Origin of the sequence: Micrococcus sp. ACRRV, assembly GCF_022346985.1 — a bacterium.
GTDB classification, from domain to species: Bacteria; Actinomycetota; Actinomycetes; order Actinomycetales; family Micrococcaceae; genus Micrococcus; species Micrococcus porci.
In genome coordinates this window covers 1-17,790 of sequence record NZ_JAKRNH010000046.1, presented here as the reverse complement: position 1 = coordinate 17,790, position 17,790 = coordinate 1, and the positions used below count along the sequence as shown (strand labels likewise).

The following is a 17,790-nucleotide window of genomic DNA, read 5'->3' as shown; positions in this document are numbered from 1 at the left end:
GGCGGGGTGCGGCGGCCCTTGGCGGGGGGGCCCGTGAGGGGGACCAGCCGGGCGGCGGGGGCCGCCGCGGCGGGCTTCGCGGAGCCCTTCGCTCCGGCGCCGGGGTAGGCGCCGCGGAGCTTCTTGACCACCGGGGGCTCGATGGTCGAGGAGGCGGAGGAGACGAACTCCCCCAGGTCCTTGAGGGTGCTCAAGGCCTCCTTCGAGGTGATGCCGAGCTCCTTGGCGAGCTCGTGGACGCGGACCTTTGCCACGGTTCTCCTGTTCTGGCCTCGCGGGCCGCCGGAGCCGTGGGGCGCCGGTCAGCGCGTCGCGAGACCGTTGACGTATGTCCAGGCCGCCGCGCACGCCTCGGTGGCGTACGCCTCACGGCCTGCCTGATAGCAGGGGGTGAAGTTCATCGCTGGGCACTCATGCTTCAGTGCTCATCGGGTACGCATCAGATCTCTGACCCGCCTTCATCTGTCGGTCTGGCAGCCGATGCGCGCGTGCCCGCCTCGAGGCCGTCCGGGTCCACCTGGCCGCGGAAGGCCCGGTGGAACGCACGACGGCGCAGGGCGAGCTGGAGGCACTCCGGGCCGGGGTGCACCCAGGCACCGCGTCCGGGGCGGCGGCGAAGGGGGTCCCACACGACGGTCGGGGGTGTCGTGCCGGCCTCCAGCGCCACGCGCATCAGCTCTTGCTGGTCCGCCTGCGACCGGCATCCGACGCAGGTGCGCACGACCGTCCTCGGGGACATGCGTGCGCCTCCTTCCGGTGCCGGATCGAAAATGGACCTCACCCATCCTACCGCCTCCGTCCGGAGTTCTCTCCCGGGGGACGACGACGGGTCCGGACGCGCGCGCGTCCGGACCCGTCCTCGATCCGCTCAGGCCTCGGCGCCCGCCTCCGCGCCGGGCTGCTGGGCGGCGTCCGCGCCGGGCTGCTGGGCGGCGTCGCCCACGATGTCGATGCGCCACCCGGTGAGGCGCGCGGCGAGGCGGGCGTTCTGGCCCTCCTTGCCGATGGCCAGGGAGAGCTGGTGCTGCGGCACCACGGCGCGCGCCGAGTGCTGGTCGGCGTCGAGGATCTCCACGGACAGCGCCTGCGCCGGGGAGAGCGCGTGCCTGATCATCTCGGCGGGGTCGTCGGCGTGCTCGACGATGTCGATCTTCTCGCCGCCGAGCTCGGTCATGACCGCGCGCACACGGGAGCCCATCTCGCCGATGGCCGCGCCCTTGGGGTTCACGCCGGGGCGGGTGGCCTTGACGGCCATCTTGGTCCGGTGGCCGGCCTCGCGGGCCAGGGCGGTGATCTCCACGGTGCCGTCGGCGATCTCCGGGACCTCGAGCGCGAACAGGCGGCGGACCAGGTTCGGGTGCGAGCGGGAGAGGGTCACGGACGGGCCCTTGGGGCCGCGCGTCGCGGAGACGATCACGGCGCGGATGCGACGGCCGTGACGGTAGTCCTCGCCCGGCACCTGCTCGGGCGGCGGCAGGACGGCCTCGAGGCTGCCGAGGTCCACCTGCACCATGTGGCGGTGGCTGCCCTGCTGGATCACGCCGGAGACGAGCTCGCCCTCGCGGTCCTTGAACTCGCCGAGCACCTTGGCGTCGTCGGCGTCGCGCAGGCGCTGGAAGATGACCTGGCGCGCGGTGGACGCGGCGATCCGGCCGAACCCGTTGGGGGTGTCGTCGAACTCGCCGACGCGGGTTCCGTCGTCCTCGACCTCCGGCGCCCACACGGTGACGTGGCCCGTCGAGCGGTCCAGCTCCACGCGGGAGCCCTTGATGGCGCCGGGCGTGCGGTGGTAGGCGATGAGCAGGGCCTGCTCGATGGCCGGCACCAGCCGGTCCAGCGGGATGTCCCGCTCCGCGACCAGCATGCGCAGCGCGCTCATGTCGATGTCCAACTCAGGCCTCCGTCTGCTCTGCCGTCTGCTCCGCCCCGGACTGCTCCGCGGCGGTGGACCACTCTACCTGCACCTGCCCAGGCCCCAGGCGGGAGAAGTCCACGTGCTCGGCGGGCAGCACCTTCGCCGGCATACCCTTCTTGGCGCCCGGACGGACCACCTCCAGCTCGACGCCGGACATCTCCACGCCCAGCACCCGCGCGGTGACCGGCAGGGCGGCGTCGATCGAGACCTCCACCAGCCGGCCGACGTTGCGCAGCCAGTGGCGGGGCCCGGTCAGCGGCCGGTCCACCCCGGCGGTGGAGACCTCCAGCAGGTACTCACCCGCGCCGATCCCGGGGACCTCGTCGCCGCACGCGTCCAAGGCGTCGGAGACCAGCCCCGAGAGCTCGGCGACCTCGTCCAGGCTCAGGCCCTGGGTGCCCTCGAGACGGTCCAGGACGACCTCGACGGTGGGGGCGTCGGCGGCGCCGGCCACCCGGACGGACTCCACCACGACGCCGCGGTGGGACACGGCCCCCTCGACGAGTTCGGTCAGGGCGGCGGGGACGGTCTCCATGGGGCTCCTCGGACGGGTCGGACGACGCGGGCAGGGCCACTGTACGCGGCGCTCAGCCGAGGAGCGGGGCGAACACGTCCCAGGCCAGTCGCAGGATCAGCGCGCACACCACCACGAGGAACACCGCGCGGATGAACCCCGTGCCGCGCGAGATGGCCATCCGCGCGCCCACGTAGCCGCCGGTGAGGTTGGCGGCACCGAGCAGCAGTCCGAGGCCCAGCACGACGTGCCCGGCGGGCAGGAAGAAGGCCAGCGCGCCCACGTTGGTGGCGAGGTTCACGATCTTCGCCTTCGCGGACGCCTGCAGGAAGTCGTAGCCGAGCACCCCCACCAGGCCCAGGATCAGGAAGGTGCCGGTGCCCGGGCCGAGGACGCCGTCGTAGAAGCCGACGACGGCGCCCACCGCCAGCGCCCGCAGCGCGTGGGCCGTGCCGGCGTGCTTGAGGCCCTGCGTCAGCCCCCACTGCGGGCGCAGCGCCGTCACGAGGGCCACACCGACCAGGGCGACGAGGATCACGGGGCGGATCACCGCCGCCGGCAGGACCGTGGCCACCACGGCCCCGCCGAGGCTGCAGAGCAGGGCCACGGCCGCCATGGGCAGGGCCGTGCGCAGGTCGGGCCGGACCCTCCGCGCGTAGGTGGCCGCGGAGGCGGCCGTGCCGAACACCGAGCCCATCTTGTTCGTCGCCAGCGCCTGCACCGGGCTCAGGCCCGGGACCAGGAGCATGACCGGCAGCTGCAGGAGCCCTCCCCCGCCCACGACCGCGTCGATCCAGCCGGCGGAGAAGCCCGCCGCGAGGACGAGCAGCACGATGCCGACGCTCAGCTCGACCGGTCCGAAGAGATCCATGGGCGGCCGGGTCTCAGCCCTGCGGGCGGACCTCCGCGAGGACCTCGTCCACGGCGGAGTCCAGCGCGATCGCCCGGGAAGCGCCCGTGGCGCGGTCCTTGAGCTCCAGCTCCCCGTCGGCCAGGCCGCGGCCCACCACGACGGCGGTCGGCACGCCGACCAGCTCGGCGTCCTTGAACTTCACGCCGGGGCTGACCTTGGGGCGGTCGTCGACGATCACGGTGAGACCGCGCTCCTCGAGCCGCGCGGCGAGGTCGAGGGCGGCCTGCACACCGTCCTCGCCCTTGGTGGCGACGACGACGTGCACGTCCGCCGGGGCGACGGCGCGCGGCCAGACCAGGCCCTTCTCGTCGTGGTAGCGCTCGGCGATCGCGGCGACGGCGCGGGTGACGCCGATGCCGTAGGAGCCCATGGTCACGACGACCTGCCTGCCGTTCTCGTCCAGGACCTTCAGGTCCAGCGCCTCGGCGTACTTGCGGCCGAGCTGGAAGATGTGGCCCATCTCCATGCCGCGGCGCGTGTGCAGCGGGCCGGAGCCGTCCGGCGCCGGGTCGCCCTCGCGCACGACGGTGGCCTCCACGACGCCGTCCCAGGTGAAGTCACGGCCGGCGACGAGGCCGAAGGCGTGCTTCTGGTCCGCGTTGGCGCCGGTCATCCATACGGTGCCCGCGGCGATCCGCGGGTCCACCAGGAAGGGCAGCCCGGAGACCGAGTCCTCGGCTCCGAGAACCGGGGTGCCGTCCGGGCCCGCGCCGGGGCCGATGTAACCCTTGACCAGGGACGGGTGCCGCTTCAGGTCCTCGGCGGTGGCGGCCTCCAGGTCCGGCTCGCCGACCAGGCCCAGGGCCGGGCCCACGGACGCCTCGAGGCGCTTGAGGTCCACCTCGCGGTCGCCCGGCACGGCGACGACGAACTGCCGGCGCTCCCCGCCCTCGACGACGGCGGTGAGCACCACGCACTTGAGGGTGTCCGCGGCCTCCCACGGGCGGTCCTCGCGCGGGAGGAGCTCATTGGAGACGTCCACGAGCGCGGCGATGGTGGTGGACGCGGGGGTGTCCTTCACCTCGGCGGCGGGCAGGGCCGCCATGGCCGCCTCGTCCAGCGGGGCGGGGGCCACCGTGGTGACGGCCTCGACGTTGGCCCGGTAGCCGCCGTCGGACTCGACGAAGGTGTCCTCGCCCACCTCGGTGGGGTGCAGGAACTCCTCGGAGCGGGAGCCGCCCATCGCACCGGAGGTGGCCCGCACCGGCACGACCTCGAGGCCGAGGCGGTCGAAGATCCGCAGGTAGGCGGCCCGGTGGGCCTCGTACGCGGCGTCCAGGCCGGCGTCGTCCACCGTGAAGGAGTAGGAGTCCTTCATGATGAACTCGCGCCCGCGCAGCAGGCCGGCGCGCGGGCGGGCCTCGTCCCGGTACTTCGTCTGGATCTGGTACAGGTACGCGGGCAGGTCCTTGTACGAGGAGTACAGGTCCTTCACCAGGAGCGTGAACATCTCCTCGTGCGTGGGGGCCAGGAGGTAGTCGTTGCCCCTGCGGTCCTGCAGGCGGAACAGCCCGTCGCCGTACTCCTCCCAGCGCCCCGTGGCCTCGTAGGGCTCCCTCGGCAGCAGCGCCGGGAAGTGCACCTCCTGGGCGCCGATCGCGTCCATCTCCTCGCGCACGATCTGCTCCACCTTGGCCAGCACCTTCAGTCCCAGCGGCAGCCAGGTGTAGATGCCGGGGGCGGCACGGCGGATGTAGCCGGCGCGGACCATCAGCTTGTGGCTGGCCACCTCGGCGTCGGCCGGGTCGTCGCGCAGGGTCCGCAGGAACAGGGTGGACATGCGCAGGGCCATGCCGGGACTCCTCAGATGTGGGGCGGGAATGCTCCCGCCGATCCTAGCCCGCGCGCCGCCGTGCCCCCGCCGGGGGCCTCAGTACAGCACCGTGGCGAACGTCCCGACGCGCTCGAAGCCCACGCGCTCGTAGGTGCGCAGGGCCGGGGTGTTGAAGCCGTTGACGTACAGGCTCACCGCGGGGGCGCGGCGGGCCATCAGGGCGACGGCGGCGGCCATCGCCGGGGCTGCCTCGCCGCGGCCGCGCCGGGAGGGGTGCAGCCACACCCCCTGGACCTGCACGCACGAGGCGGAGAGCAGTCCGATGTCCGCCTTGAAGCGCACCCCCGAGGTGGGGTCGTCCACCACCGGCTCGCCCGGGGCCGTGAACACCCGGCCGTCGGCCACCAGGCGGCGCACGCGGTCCCGGTACTGGGCGGCGCCGGTGAGGAACGGGGAGAAGCCCAGCTCCTCCTCGAACATCGCCGCGCTCGCCGGCACCACCGACTCCCACTCCCCCGGCGCGGCCGCCCGCACCGCGGGGTCCGGGACCAGGTCCCCCGGAGTGCGCGCATGCACCATCAGCGGCTGTTCCTCCCGCACGGCGCGCGGCCGGTGGCCGGCGTCCCGCAGGGTGCGGCCGACGGCCAGCACCGTCACCGCCGGGCCGTACACGGACGCGAACCGGCGCCGCAGCGCGGCGACGGAGGCCGCGAGGGCGGGGACGTCGTCGTCGTGGCCGGCCAGCGGCACCACCGTGGATCCCACCCAGCAGGCCGAGCGCAGTGCGCCCGGCCGGTCCGGGTCCTCCACGCCGAGGAACAGGGTGCCGTCCGCGCGCCCGCCCCGGGGGCCGGCCAGGCGGCCGGCCTCCAGCAGGGACGCCGCGTGGACGTTCGCCACCGGGTCCGCGGCCGCGAGCGCCGTCAGCGCCGGGGTGTCCGCATCCGTGAGGACCCGCACCCGGCCGTCCGACGCGGCGGCGAGGTCCACGTCAGTGGACGGTGACCGACGGGGCACCGGCGGGCGCAGCCTCACCCTCGCCGTCCTCGTGGCCCATCTCCGCCGCGATGCGGCGGGCCTCCTCGATGAGGGTGTCCACGATCTGGTCCTCGGGCACGGTGCGGATGACCTCGCCCTTGACGAAGATCTGGCCCTTGCCGTTGCCGGAGGCGACGCCGAGGTCGGCCTCGCGGGCCTCGCCCGGGCCGTTGACGACGCAGCCCATGACGGCCACGCGCAGCGGCACGGTGACGTCCTTGAGGCCCTCGGTGACCTGCTCGGCCAGCGTGTACACGTCCACCTGGGCGCGGCCGCAGGAGGGGCAGGAGACGATCTCCAGCTTCCGCTCGCGGAGGTTGAGGGACTGCAGGATCTGCAGGCCGACCTTGACCTCCTCGACCGGCGGGGCGGAGAGGGACACACGGATGGTGTCGCCGATGCCCTTGCCGAGCAGGTAGCCGAAGGCGGTGGCGGACTTGATGGTGCCCTGGAAGGCGGGGCCGGCCTCGGTGACGCCGAGGTGCAGCGGCCAGTCGCCCTGCTCGGCGAGGAGCTCGTAGGCGCGGGCCATGATCACCGGGTCGTTGTGCTTCACGGAGATCTTGAAGTCCTTGAAGCCGTGCTCCTCGAAGAGGGACGCCTCCCACACCGCGGACTCGACGAGGGCCTCCGGGGTGGCCTTGCCGTGCTTCTGGAGGAGGCGGGGGTCCAGGGAGCCGGCGTTGACGCCGATGCGCAGCGAGGTGCCGTGCTCGGTGGCCGCCTGGGCGATCTCCTTGACCTTGTCGTCGAACTTCTTGATGTTGCCCGGGTTCACGCGCACCGCGCCGCAGCCGGCCTCGATCGCGGCGAACACGTACTTGGGCTGGAAGTGGATGTCCGCGATCACGGGGATGGTGGACTGCTGCGCGATGACCTTCAGCGCGTCCGCGTCCTTGTCCGTGGGGCAGGCGACGCGCACGATGTCGCAGCCGGCGGCGGTGAGCTCCGCGATCTGCTGCAGGGTCGCGCCGATGTCGTGGGTCTTCGTGGTGGTCATGGACTGCACGGAGACCGGGTGCTCCGAGCCCACGCCGACCCGGCCCACCTGGATCTGCCGGGTCCGCCGGCGCGGGGCCAGCACGGGCGGCGGGGCGGACGGCATTCCAAGGCTGACAGGCACGGTGGCTCCTCACGGATTCGCGGTGGGCGGCACGGGCCGCCCGGGGACGTCGCACCCATCCTAGGCCCGGGGCCCCGGGGCGGGCTCGGGCGGGGTGGGCACAGGACGGGGGCGGCGGGATCAGAACAGCTGGACGGGCTTGACGATGTCCGCCACGATCAGCAGCACGCCCATGGCGAGCATCGCGGCGCCGACGACGTAGGTCAGCGGCATCATCACGGCCAGGTCGAACGGGCCCGGGTCGGGGCGGCCGCGCAGGCGGGCCCAGCCACGGCGCAGCCCCTCCCAGAGCGCGCCGGCGACGTGGCCGCCGTCGAGGGGCAGCAGCGGGATGAGGTTGAACACCAGCAGGGCCACGTTGACGCCCGCCACCAGCGAGAGCAGCAGGGCCGCCTTGTCCGCCGGCGACGCCGTGTCCAGCGCGGCCGCCTCCCCCGCGATCCTCCCGACACCCACCACGGACATCGGGCCGTTCGGGTCGCGCGGGGCCGGGGTGACCACCGCGACGGCGGTGTCCCACAGCCGCTGCGGCAGCGCGAGGATCACGCCGACGACGCCCTGCGCCTGCCGGCCGACGAGCGGCACGGCCTCCCACGGGGCGAGCGTGACGGTCTCCTGCCGGGAGGCGAGTCCGATGAAGCCGACCGGCTCCGTCTTCACGCCGCCGTCCGCCCCGCGCTCGGGGACGCCGAGCGCGTCGGTCACGGGCCGCTCGGTGAGCAGCGGGGTGAGGGTGGACTCCATGCGGGTCCCGTCCCGCTCCCAGGCGATGGCCGTGGCCTGCCCGGCGCGGGCGCGGATGGCCGTGGAGAGCTCCGCCCACGAGCCGACGTCCCTGCCGTCGAAGGAGACCACCCGGTCCCCCGGGCGCAGACCGGCCTCGTAGGCCGGCGCCGCGGGGTCGCCCGGGCGGCAGTCCTGGGCGGCCCCGCCGTCCGCTGCCCGGGACTGCTGCTCCGACTGGGAGACGACGCACTGGAACACCTCGTCCGCCGTCGTCGACGGCCGGGCCACCCCGAGGGTGCTCACCAGCACCGCGGTGAGCGCCAGCGCGATCAGCAGGTTCACGAAGGGGCCGCCGAGCATGATGACCACGCGCTTCCACACGGGCAGCTGGATGAACTGGCGCCCCTCGTCGGCCGCGGTGATCTCCTCAGCGGCCTGCGCCCGCGCGTCGTCGGCCATGCGCCCGGCCCGGGCGCGGAAGCCCGTGGACCCCGTGCGGGCCACGGTGCCGCCCTTCGGCGGGGGCAGCATCCCGACCATCGCCACGTACCCGCCCAGCGGGAACGCCTTGATCCCGTACTCGGTCTCGCCGCGCCGCCAGGACGCCACGGTGGGGCCGAAGCCCACCATGTACTGCGTGACCCGCACGCCGAACAGCTTGGCCGGGACCAGGTGGCCGACCTCGTGCAGGGCGATGGACAGGGCCAGCCCCAGGGCGACGACGACCACGCCGCCCACGAACCACAGCGCCTCCACGGCGCTCACCAGCGCCCGCGCGCGGCGGCGCGGGCCCAGTCCTCGGCCGCGAGGACGGCCTCGACGGTCAGCTCGTCCGGATCCGCCCCGGCGGCGGCGAGCACCCCGTCCGGCCGGTACTCGCCCAGGACGGCGCGGACGGTCTCCACGATCTGGTCGAAGCGGATGCGCCCGCCGTGGAACGCGTCCACGGCCTCCTCGTTGGCCGCGTTGAACACGGCCATGTGGGTGTCGGACGACGCCGCGGCCTCCTTGGCGAGGGACACCGCCGGGAACGCCGCCTCGTCGAGCGGCTCGAAGGTCCACTGCGCGGCCTGCGTCCAGTCGCAGCCGGCGGCCGCCCCCGGGACGCGGTGCGGCCATCCGATGCCGAGGGCGATGGGCAGGCGCATGTCCGGCGGGGAGGCCTGGGCCAGGGTGGAGCCGTCCGTGAACTCGACCATGGAGTGCACCACCGACTGCGGGTGGACCACCACGTCGATCCGCTCCAGCGGGACGTCGAAGAGCAGGTGCGCCTCGATCACCTCGAGGGCCTTGTTCACCAGGGACGCGGAGTTGGTGGTCACCACCCGGCCCATGTCCCAGGTGGGGTGGGCGAGTGCCTGGGCCGGGGTGACCTCGGCGAGCTGCGCCGCCGAGAAGCCGCGGAACGGCCCTCCGGAGGCCGTGAGGACGAGCCGGCGCACCTCGCCCGCCGTGCCGCCGCGCAGCGCCTGCGCCAGCGCCGAGTGCTCCGAGTCCACGGGGACGAGCTGGCCGGGCGCGGCGGCGGCCTTGACCAGTGCCCCGCCCACGATCAGCGACTCCTTGTTGGCGAGCGCCAGCCGGTGGCCGGCGCGCAGTGCGGCAAGTGTGGGGGCCAGGCCGATGGACCCGGTGATCCCGTTGAGCACGGTGTCCGCGCCCTCCCAGGCCGCGATCCGCGCGGCCGCCTCGGGTCCGGTGAAGAGGGCGGGGCGCGGGTCGGGGCGGCGCAGGCGGGCGGCGGCGTCGGCCAGGGCCGCGCGCAGCTCTTCCTCGGAGGCCGCGGCGGAGCCGACCGCCTCGACCCCGTGGGCCACGGCCTGCTCCGCGAGCAGCGCGGTGTTCGCGCCCCCGGACAGGGCCACCGCGCGGAACCGCTCGGGGGCCTGGGCGATCACGTCCAGGCCCTGCGTGCCGATCGAGCCGGTGGACCCGACCAGCGCCACGGCCCGGCAGGCCCCGTCGGAGGCCCCCGGGCCGTGGTCGGCGGGGAACGTGTAGTCGGTGAGGGATCCGTGCGTCACCCGGCCATCATGCCAGCGGCGTCTGGACGGACGCCGAGGGCACGACGGCCGGGCCGCCGGCCGCCTCAGTGGGCCACGGGCTTCTCCGCGCCGACGCCGGTGAGGGAGCGGACCTCCATCTCGGCCTGCTTGTCCGGGTCCTCGACGTCCTTCGAGGTCACCGAGCCCAGCCAGCCCAGGACGAAGGCCAGCGGGATGGACACGATGCCCGGGTTCTTCAGCGGGAACACCGCGAAGTCCGCCGTGGGGATCATCGAGGTCTCCGCCCCGGACATCACCGGGGAGAGCACGATCAGGACGATCGAGGCGATCAGGCCGCCGTACATGGACCACACGGCGCCGCGCGTCGTGAAGCCCCTCCAGAACAGCGAGTAGAGGATGGTCGGCAGGTTCGCCGAGGCCGCCACCGCGAAGGCCAGGGCCACGAGGAACGCGACGTTCTGGCCCTGCGCGGCGATGCCGCCGACGATCGCGAGGACGCCGATGACGACCACGGTGATCTTGCCGATGCGGACCTCCTCCTCGGGCGTCAGGGGCTCCTTCGCGATCACGGAGCCCCAGACGTCGTGGGCGAACGACGCCGCCGCCGTCAGGGCCAGGCCGGCCACCACCGCGAGGATGGTCGCGAAGGCCACCGCGGAGATCAGTCCCAGCAGGATGGACCCGCCCAGCTCGAACGCGAGCAGCGGGGCGGCGGAGTTCACGCCGCCGGGCGCGGCGAGGATCTTCTCCGGGCCGATGAGCGCGCCGGCGCCGTAGCCCAGCACCAGGGTGAAGAGGTAGAACGCGCCGATGAGCACGATGGCCCAGACCACGGACGTGCGGGCCTCCTTGGCCGTCGGCACCGTGTAGAAGCGCATCAGCACGTGCGGCAGGCCGGCGGTGCCCAGCACCAGGGCCAGGCCCAGAGACAGGAAGTCCAGGCGGGTGGTGAAGTTCTTGCCGTACTGCAGGCCGGGCTCCAGGATCGCCTCGCCCTGGGGGTTGAGCTGGACGGCGGCGCCCATCATGGCGTTGAAGTCGAACCCGAAGAGGGCCAGGGACCAGAGGGTCATGACGCCCGCGCCGGTGATCAGCAGGATCGCCTTGATGATCTGCACGTAGGTGGTGCCCTTCATGCCGCCGACGAGCACGTAGACGATCATCAGCACGCCGACGATCACGATCACGAGGGCCTGACCGCCCTTGTCCGTGATGTTCAGCAGCAGGGCCACGAGGCCGCCGGCGCCGGCCATCTGCGCCAGCAGGTAGAAGAGGCAGACGGCCATGGTGCCGAAGGCGGCCGCGATGCGCACCGGCTTCTGGCGCAGGCGGAAGGAGAGCACGTCCGCCATCGTGAATTTGCCGGTGTTGCGCAGCAGCTCGGCCACGAGCAGCAGGGCCACCAGCCATGCCACCAGGAAGCCGATCGAGTAGAGGAAGCCGTCGTACCCGTAGAGGGCGATGGCGCCCACGATGCCCAGGAAGGACGCCGCGGAGAGGTAGTCGCCGGCGATGGCGGTGCCGTTCTGCGTGCCGGAGAACCCGCGGCCGCCGGCGTAGTAGTCCGCGGCCGAGGCGTTCTTCTTGGACGCGCGGATGACGATCACGAGGGTGACCGCCACGAAGGCGACGAAGATGCCGATGTTGACGACCGGGTCGCCGACGGCGGCGGCGAGGGGCAGTGCGAAGGTGCTCACAGGGCGACCTCCGGAGTCTCGGGGGCGGCGCCGGCGGCCTCGCGCTCCAGGCGCTCGCGCAGGGCGGCGGCGCGCGGGTCGAGGACGCGGTTGGAGAACCGCACGTAGGCGAACGTGATGGCGAACGTCGTGACGAACTGCAGGAGTCCGAGCACGAGGCCGAGGGTGATGTTGCCGCCCAGGCGAACGGCCATGACCTGGGGGAAGAACGCCCCCAGGATCACGAAGAGCAGGTACCAGACGAAGAACGCGACCGTCATGGGGAACGCGAAGGAGCGCTGGGTGCGGCGGAGTTCACGGAACTCCGGCGAGTCCTGCGCCGCGCGGAACTGCGCGGGCGTGGGGGCCGGCGGTGTGTGCGGGCCGGTGGACATGGGGGCCTCCCGAGGATGGTGGGACGTGCGCCGCGTGTGACGCGGATCACTGTGATGACCCTCACACTGTGAATGCAGGCGCACAGCCTCGTCAACCCGACTGCCCGGCATGACCCCCGCGTCACGAGGCCCCTCCCCCGATCCCCGGGGGTCCGCGGACGCGGGTCACTACAGTGGGCGCATGCCCCACGCCCCCGACACCGCCGCCCCCGGCCCCACGGGCACCCCGCGGGAGCGGGCCAAGGCCCGTCGTCGCGCGGAGCTGCTCGCCGCCGCGGCCCGGCTCTTCGCAGCCCACGGCTACGAGGCCACCCGCCTGGAGGACATCGGGGCCGCCGCGGGGATCAGCGGCCCGGGGATCTACCGACACTTCGCCGGCAAGGCAGCCGTCCTGGTGGAGATCCTCTCGAGCGCCAGCCTCTTCCTCCTCGACGGCGCCGAGGCCGTGGCCGCCCGCGGACTGTCCGGCGCCGAGGCCGTCCACGACCTGATCGCCTTCCACACCGACTTCGCCCTGGCCAACCGCGACGTCATCCGCGTGCAGGGGCGGGACATGTCCTCCCTGCCGCCGGCCGACCGCGCCGAGATCACCCGTGTGCAGCGCCGGTACATCGACCTGTGGGGCGCCCAGCTGCGCCGCCTCCACCCCGGCGAGGATCACGCCACCGCCCGGTTCCGCACCCAGGCACTGCTCGGCCTCATCAACTCGACGCCGTTCTCCGTGCGCCGCTCCCGGGCGGACCGCGGCGCACGTCGGGACGCGCTCATCGACATGGCCTGGGCGGCGGCCCGGACGCCCGGGGGGACGGCCCGCCCGGAGCCTCCGGTGGTACCGTGAGCGGCACCGCAGGCCCGCCCCCCGCGGGCCGCCAGCACAGAGAGGTGCAGCGTCGTGCCCCTGCGTGACGTCCGCCCGGACGACCTGGACGCGTTCTTCCTCCACCAGCAGGACGAGCGCGCCAACCTCATGTCCGCCTTCGCCCCCCGGAACCCCTCGGACCGCGGTGTGTTCGACTACCACTGGGCCCACCTGCTCGGCGACGACGCCACCGAGGTCCGGACCATCGAGCACGAGGGCCGCCCCGTGGGCGCCCTGGTGTGCACCCGGGTCGACGGCGTGGACGAGCTGTCCTTCTGGGTCGCCCGCGAGTTCTGGGGCCAGGGCCTGACGACGTCCGCCGTGGACGAGTTCCTCTCGACCCATCGGGAGCGTCCCGTGCGCGCCCACGTCCCCGAGGACAACCTCGGCTCCGTCAAGGTCCTCACCCGGCGCGGCTTCCGCGAGGTCGGCCGGGAGAAGGTGTTCTCCAACGCCCGCGCGGAGGTCGTCGAGGAGCTCGTCCTGGAGCTCCCCGGCGCCTGAGCCGGGGCCCGGCGCAGGCGTTGCGGGTCCTCCCGCTCAGACGAGCGCCAAGGTCATCCCGGGCCGTCGGAGCATCGCGCCCACGTCCGCGAGGAACCGCGAGCCCTGCTCGCCGTCCACCAGGCGGTGGTCGAAGGACAGCGACAGCGTCACGACCTGACGCAGCGCGATCTGCCCGCGGTGCTCCCACGGCTGGGTCCGCACCGCGCCGAGGCAGAGGATGGCGGCCTCGCCGGGGTGGATGATCGGCGTGCCGGAGTCGACCCCGAACACCCCGACGTTGGTGAGGGTGAAGGTGCCGCCCGTGAGCTCGGCCGGGGTCAGGGTCCCCGCCCGCGCGCGCTCCGTGAGCGCCGCGACCTCCACGGCCAGCCCCCGCAGGTCCAGCGCCTGGGCGTCCTTCACGTGGGGCACGAGCAGGCCGCGGGGCGTGGCCGCGGCCATGCCGAGGTTCACGAAGTGCCGGCGCTCGATGGTCCCGTCCTGCCCGTTCCAGCGGGCGTTGACCTCGGGGGTCCGCTCCATGGCGAGGACGCAGGCCCGCAGCGCCAGGGTCATGGGCGTGACCTTGACGTCCCGGAAGGCGCGGTCCCGCCGGAGCTCGTCCAGCAGCTCCATCGACTCCGTGACGTCCACGGTGAGGAACTCCGTGACGTGCGGGGCGGTGAAGGCGGAGGAGACCATGGCCTGCGCGGTCGCCTTGCGCACCCCGCGGACCTGCTCCACCACGACGCGCGGGCGGCCTCCCAGCGTGCGCACGCCCGGAGCCGCGTCGGCCTCGGCGGGTGCCTCGGACCCGGCCGAGTCCGAGGCCGCGCGGGCGGCCGCGTCGACGTCCGCGCGGGTGATCACGCCGTGGTCGCCGGAGCCGGTCACCGACTCCAGGTCCACGCCCAGCCGGCGGGCCAGGAGCCGCACCGGGGGCGTCGAGCGCGGGCGCTCAGCGGGAGCCGACTCTGCGGGCGCGGGGGCGGGCTCCGCGGACGTGCCCGTCTCCGGCGTGGACTCCCCCGCGGACGAGGCGGGCCGGCGGCGGCGGCGTGCGGGGGCGCCGCTCTCCGGCGCCGCCCCGTAGCCCACCAGGGTGGGCACGCGACCGTCCGCCGCGGGCCCGTCGGACGGGGCCGCGTCGTCGCCGGGCAGGTCGAAGGTGACCAGGGGCGACCCCACGTCCACCGTCTGCCCCTCCTGGGCGTGCAGCTCGGCGACGGTGCCGGCGTACGGGCTGGACACCTCGACCACAGCCTTGGCGGTCTCGACCTCGGCCAGCACCTGGTTCAGGACGACGTCGTCGCCCGCGCTCACACGCCAGGTCACCAGGTCGGACTCGGTCAGGCCCTCGCCGAGGTCGGGGAGGCGGAACACCGTGCGGGTCATGCGGGGACCTCCGAGGAGTCGGCGCGGGCGGAGAGGAAGTCCTCCGCGGTCTGGGGCGGGGCGAACGCGTCCACCGCGTCCTGGGGGTTCGGCCGGCCGAGGGCGCGATCGACGCCCTCGAGGATCCGGTCGAGGTCCGGCAGGTGCAGGTGCTCGAGCGTGGCCGGCGGGTAGGGGATGTCCAGGCCCGTGACCCGGACGGGCGGGGACTCCAGCCAGTGGAAGGCGCGCTCCGCCACCGTGGCCACGAGCTCGGCGCCGAGGCCGCCGGTGCGGGAGGCCTCGTGCGCCACCACCAGTCGCCCCGTGCGTCGCACGGACGCCTCGACGAGCCCCGTGTCGAGCGGGGAGAGGCTGCGCAGGTCGATCAGCTCCACGCTCACGCCCTCCTGCTCCGCGACCTCGGCGGCCTGCAGGGCGGTCTTCACCAGCGGCCCATAGGCCACGAGGGTGACGTCCGCGCCGGGACGCAGCACCCGCCCGACGGAGAGCGGTCCCGGTGCCGCGTCCAGGTCCACCAGGCCCTTGTCGTGGTACCGGCGCTTGGGCTCGAAGAACACGACGGGATCGTCCGAGGCGATCGCCGCGCGGATCATCTCGTAGCCCGCCTGCGGGGAGCTCGGGGAGACGACCCGCAGGCCCGGAGTGTGCAGGAAGTAGGCCTCCGGGGACTCGCAGTGGTGCTCCGGAGAGCCGATGCCGCCGCCGTAGGGGATCCGGATGGTCACCGGCACGGCCACCCGCCCCCGCGTGCGGGCGCGCAGCTTCGCCAGGTTCGCGACGATCTGGTCGAAGGCCGGGTAGAGGAACCCGTCGAACTGGATCTCCACCACCGGCCGGTAGCCCCGCAGTGCCAGGCCGATCGCGGTGCCGACGATCCCGGCCTCCGCCAGGGGCGTGTCCACGACCCGGTCGACCCCGAACTCCTCCTGGAGCCCGTCGGTGATCCGGAAGACGCCGCCCAGGCGCCCGATGTCCTCGCCCATGAGCAGGACCTTCGGATCGTCGGCCAGGGCCCGGTGCAGGCCGCGGTTGAGCGCGCGGCCGAACGTCATCTGCTCGCTCATGCCTGCTCCTCCCCCGCCTCGAGGCCGTCCAGGTGCAGCTGCAGGTCGCGCTGCTGGCGCGCCAGCTCCTGGTGGGGCTCGGCATACACGTGCGCGAAGAGGGCCTCCGGACCCTCCTCGGGGAGCGCGTCCAGGTCTGCCCGCATCCGCGCGGCGAGGTCGTCCGCGGCCGCCTCCGAGGCGGCGACGACGGCGTCCGCGTCCGCCCCGACGTCCCGCAGGTGGGCCGTGAGCCGCTCCAGCGGGTCGCGTCGCGCCCACGCCTCCAGCTCCGCCGGATCCTGGTAGCGCGTGGGGTCGTCGGCGGTGGTGTGGGCGCCCATCCGGTAGGTGACCGCCTCGACGAACATGGGACCGGCCCCGGCGGCGGCCCGGTCGACGCCGCGCCGGACCGCCGCGAGGACGGCCAGGACGTCGTTGCCGTCCACCCGCAGGGCGGGGATGCCGTAGCCCCAGGCTCGGTCCGCGATGCTCCGCCGGGCCTGCAGCCCCACCGGCTCGGAGATGGCCCAGTGGTTGTTCTGGCAGAAGAACACCACCGGTGCCTGATAGGAGGCCGCGAACACCATGGCCTCGTGGACGTCGCCCTCGCTCGTGGCGCCGTCGCCGAAGCACACCAGGGTGGAGACGTCCGCCGCGTCGCGCTGGACGCCCATCGCGTAGCCGACCGCGTGCAGCGTCTGCGCGCCGATGACCAGCTGCTGGGTGGCGACCCCCGTGGCCGCCGGGTCCCAGCCGGAGAAGGAGGACCCGCTCCACACGCGCAGCAGCTCCCCGGCCTCCACGCCGCGCAGCAGGCACAGGCCGTTCTCGCGGTAGGAGGGGAACACGTGGTCGGCCGGCCGGAGCGCGGCGGCGGCCCCCACCTGGGAGGCCTCCTGGCCCCGCAGCGGCGGCCACAGCGCGAGCCGCCCCTGGCGCTGCAGGTGGGTGGCCTCGGTGTCCAGCCGGCGCACCAGCGTCAGCTCCCGGTGCAGCCGCGCCAGCATCTCCTCGTCGACGTCGGTCAGCCAGGGGTCGAGCTCCGGGGAGGGCGAGCGGCGGCCGTCCGGGGTGAGGACCTGCAGCTGCTCGGCGGGACGGTCGGAACGCGGTGGGGCGTCCGGCTCCGGGAGGTGCACGTCGGTCATGGAAGTCCTCTGCTCGGGCCCCGGGGTGCGGGGCGGCGGAACGCTCCGGCGGGGTGTTGCCGGTCACGTGCGTTTGATTCTAGTCACATGCCCGGACCCGGGCACCCGTGCCGAGGAGCCCATGGACGACGACGGCCCCGCACCCTGAGGGTGCGGGGCCGCGTCGGAGCGGGGCGGCTCAGCCGCGGCGCAGCAGCACGTCCACGGCGGCGTCGAGGTAGGCGTCCACCTGGGCCTCGTCGTAGCCGTCGCCGCCCTGCGCGGAGGCGAACCCGGCGCGGCGGACGTCGTCGGCGGTGAGCTCGTCCGAGCCGTCCGTCAGGGTGGCGCGCAGGCGGTCCACCAGTGCGTCGACGTCGTCCACGTCGTAGGACTGCGCGTCGTCCGCAGAGGGCCGGCGGAAGCGTTCGGCCGGCGCGCGGTCGGCACGGCCCAGCAGCTCCTGCGAGCGCTCGGCCAGCTCCCTGTCCCACGCGCCGTCGCCGACGGCGTCCTCACGCTCGCGGCCCATGAGGACCTCCTCGAGGCGGTCCAGCTCGTCGTCCACCTGGTCCGCGGCGTAGCCGCCGTTGACGGTGGCGAAGCGCGCCTGACGGACGTCCTCGGCGGTGAGGTCGCCCTCGCCGGCCTCGGCGCGGCGGGCGCGCTCCAGGAACGCGTCCACATGGGCGGGCTCGTAGCCGATCTCGTCCGGCCCGACGTGCTCGAAATCGGCGCGGGCCTCGGGGCTGGTGGGGGTCATGGCGTCTCCTGCACGGTTCGTGCCCCGGGGG

At 74.2% G+C, this 17,790-nt stretch carries 18 protein-coding genes; 2 read left to right on the top strand and 16 right to left on the bottom strand.

Annotated elements, in window-relative coordinates; genetic code table 11:
• The 12 genes from MHY29_RS06620 to MHY29_RS06565 all read right to left on the bottom strand — a co-directional run.
• The coding region (locus tag MHY29_RS06620; RefSeq protein WP_239239154.1) for a translation initiation factor IF-2 N-terminal domain-containing protein at window positions 1-254 on the bottom strand (254 nt) is incomplete at its 3' end.
• A gap of 185 nt (window positions 255-439) precedes the next feature.
• Window positions 440-739 carry a YlxR family protein gene (locus MHY29_RS06615; RefSeq protein ID WP_255718652.1) on the bottom strand — a complete coding sequence of 100 codons (300 nt, stop codon included), beginning with the start codon at window positions 737-739 and terminating at the stop codon, window positions 440-442.
• 129 nt (window positions 740-868) lie between these two features.
• Entirely contained in the window at window positions 869-1,891 is a 1,023-nt protein-coding gene (gene nusA / locus MHY29_RS06610; RefSeq protein WP_239239151.1) for a transcription termination factor NusA, read from the bottom strand.
• 1 nt (window position 1,892) lies between these two features.
• On the bottom strand, window positions 1,893-2,450 hold the full coding sequence (rimP, locus tag MHY29_RS06605) for a ribosome maturation factor RimP (protein ID WP_239239148.1): 558 nt from the start codon (window positions 2,448-2,450) through the stop codon (window positions 1,893-1,895).
• A gap of 52 nt (window positions 2,451-2,502) precedes the next feature.
• A complete protein-coding gene (locus MHY29_RS06600) occupies window positions 2,503-3,300 on the bottom strand; it encodes a TSUP family transporter (RefSeq protein WP_239239145.1) in 798 nt (265 codons plus the stop codon).
• Between the two features lie 13 nt (window positions 3,301-3,313).
• Window positions 3,314-5,134: a proline--tRNA ligase gene (locus MHY29_RS06595; protein ID WP_239239127.1), complete on the bottom strand. Its 1,821-nt coding sequence runs from the start codon at window positions 5,132-5,134 to the stop codon at window positions 3,314-3,316.
• Between the two features lie 78 nt (window positions 5,135-5,212).
• Window positions 5,213-6,106: a DUF4081 domain-containing GNAT family N-acetyltransferase gene (locus MHY29_RS06590; protein WP_224355338.1), complete on the bottom strand. Its 894-nt coding sequence runs from the start codon at window positions 6,104-6,106 to the stop codon at window positions 5,213-5,215.
• Between the two features lies 1 nt (window position 6,107).
• A complete protein-coding gene (gene ispG / locus MHY29_RS06585) occupies window positions 6,108-7,259 on the bottom strand; it encodes a flavodoxin-dependent (E)-4-hydroxy-3-methylbut-2-enyl-diphosphate synthase (protein WP_224356843.1) in 1,152 nt (383 codons plus the stop codon).
• A gap of 138 nt (window positions 7,260-7,397) precedes the next feature.
• Window positions 7,398-8,768: a site-2 protease family protein gene (locus MHY29_RS06580; RefSeq protein ID WP_239239125.1), complete on the bottom strand. Its 1,371-nt coding sequence runs from the start codon at window positions 8,766-8,768 to the stop codon at window positions 7,398-7,400.
• Entirely contained in the window at window positions 8,765-10,027 is a 1,263-nt protein-coding gene (gene dxr / locus MHY29_RS06575) for a 1-deoxy-D-xylulose-5-phosphate reductoisomerase (protein ID WP_239239122.1), read from the bottom strand. Before dxr ends, MHY29_RS06580 begins: the two co-directional genes overlap by 4 nt.
• 65 nt (window positions 10,028-10,092) lie before the next feature.
• A complete protein-coding gene (locus tag MHY29_RS06570) occupies window positions 10,093-11,706 on the bottom strand; it encodes a cation acetate symporter (protein ID WP_224355341.1) in 1,614 nt (537 codons plus the stop codon).
• The gene (locus MHY29_RS06565; RefSeq protein WP_239239119.1) at window positions 11,703-12,080 is read right to left on the bottom strand and encodes a DUF485 domain-containing protein; all 378 of its coding nucleotides are present in this window, start codon (window positions 12,078-12,080) and stop codon (window positions 11,703-11,705) included. Before MHY29_RS06565 ends, MHY29_RS06570 begins: the two co-directional genes overlap by 4 nt.
• A gap of 181 nt (window positions 12,081-12,261) precedes the next feature.
• On the opposite strand from MHY29_RS06565, the gene MHY29_RS06560 reads away from it, so the two are divergent.
• Entirely contained in the window at window positions 12,262-12,918 is a 657-nt protein-coding gene (locus MHY29_RS06560; protein WP_239239116.1) for a TetR/AcrR family transcriptional regulator, read from the top strand.
• Window positions 12,919-12,972: 54 nt separating this feature from the next.
• Window positions 12,973-13,443, top strand: coding sequence for a GNAT family N-acetyltransferase (locus tag MHY29_RS06555; protein WP_224355344.1), 471 nt, complete (start codon window positions 12,973-12,975; stop codon window positions 13,441-13,443).
• Window positions 13,444-13,479: 36 nt separating this feature from the next.
• Here MHY29_RS06555 and MHY29_RS06550 read toward each other — a convergent pair whose 3' ends face one another.
• From MHY29_RS06550 to MHY29_RS06535, 4 genes are all read right to left on the bottom strand, one after another.
• Window positions 13,480-14,820, bottom strand: coding sequence for a dihydrolipoamide acetyltransferase family protein (locus tag MHY29_RS06550; protein WP_224355345.1), 1,341 nt, complete (start codon window positions 14,818-14,820; stop codon window positions 13,480-13,482).
• Entirely contained in the window at window positions 14,817-15,887 is a 1,071-nt protein-coding gene (locus tag MHY29_RS06545) for an alpha-ketoacid dehydrogenase subunit beta (protein ID WP_239239113.1), read from the bottom strand. The genes MHY29_RS06550 and MHY29_RS06545 overlap by 4 nt, the downstream gene beginning before the upstream one ends.
• Window positions 15,884-17,017 carry a thiamine pyrophosphate-dependent enzyme gene (locus MHY29_RS06540; RefSeq protein WP_239239111.1) on the bottom strand — a complete coding sequence of 378 codons (1,134 nt, stop codon included), beginning with the start codon at window positions 17,015-17,017 and terminating at the stop codon, window positions 15,884-15,886. Before MHY29_RS06540 ends, MHY29_RS06545 begins: the two co-directional genes overlap by 4 nt.
• 178 nt (window positions 17,018-17,195) lie before the next feature.
• Window positions 17,196-17,759, bottom strand: a complete 564-nt coding sequence (locus MHY29_RS06535) for a DivIVA domain-containing protein (protein WP_224355349.1) — start codon at window positions 17,757-17,759, stop codon at window positions 17,196-17,198.
• Window positions 17,760-17,790: the final 31 nt, after the last annotated feature.

Excerpts from the sequence above, each read along its gene's own strand:
- MHY29_RS06565 (WP_239239119.1), bottom strand. The coding sequence starts at position 12,080 with ATGTCCACCGGCCCGCACACACCGCCGGCCCCCACGCCCGCGCAGTTC.
- ispG (WP_224356843.1), bottom strand. The coding sequence starts at position 7,259 with ATGCCGTCCGCCCCGCCGCCCGTGCTGGCCCCGCGCCGGCGGACCCGG.
- MHY29_RS06545 (WP_239239113.1), bottom strand. The coding sequence starts at position 15,887 with ATGAGCGAGCAGATGACGTTCGGCCGCGCGCTCAACCGCGGCCTGCAC.
- MHY29_RS06540 (WP_239239111.1), bottom strand. The coding sequence starts at position 17,017 with ATGACCGACGTGCACCTCCCGGAGCCGGACGCCCCACCGCGTTCCGAC.
- MHY29_RS06550 (WP_224355345.1), bottom strand. The coding sequence starts at position 14,820 with ATGACCCGCACGGTGTTCCGCCTCCCCGACCTCGGCGAGGGCCTGACC.
- MHY29_RS06560 (WP_239239116.1), top strand. The coding sequence starts at position 12,262 with ATGCCCCACGCCCCCGACACCGCCGCCCCCGGCCCCACGGGCACCCCG.
- MHY29_RS06595 (WP_239239127.1), bottom strand. The coding sequence starts at position 5,134 with ATGGCCCTGCGCATGTCCACCCTGTTCCTGCGGACCCTGCGCGACGAC.
- MHY29_RS06535 (WP_224355349.1), bottom strand. The coding sequence starts at position 17,759 with ATGACCCCCACCAGCCCCGAGGCCCGCGCCGATTTCGAGCACGTCGGG.
- MHY29_RS06600 (WP_239239145.1), bottom strand. The coding sequence starts at position 3,300 with ATGGATCTCTTCGGACCGGTCGAGCTGAGCGTCGGCATCGTGCTGCTC.
- MHY29_RS06615 (WP_255718652.1), bottom strand. The coding sequence starts at position 739 with ATGTCCCCGAGGACGGTCGTGCGCACCTGCGTCGGATGCCGGTCGCAG.
- rimP (WP_239239148.1), bottom strand. The coding sequence starts at position 2,450 with ATGGAGACCGTCCCCGCCGCCCTGACCGAACTCGTCGAGGGGGCCGTG.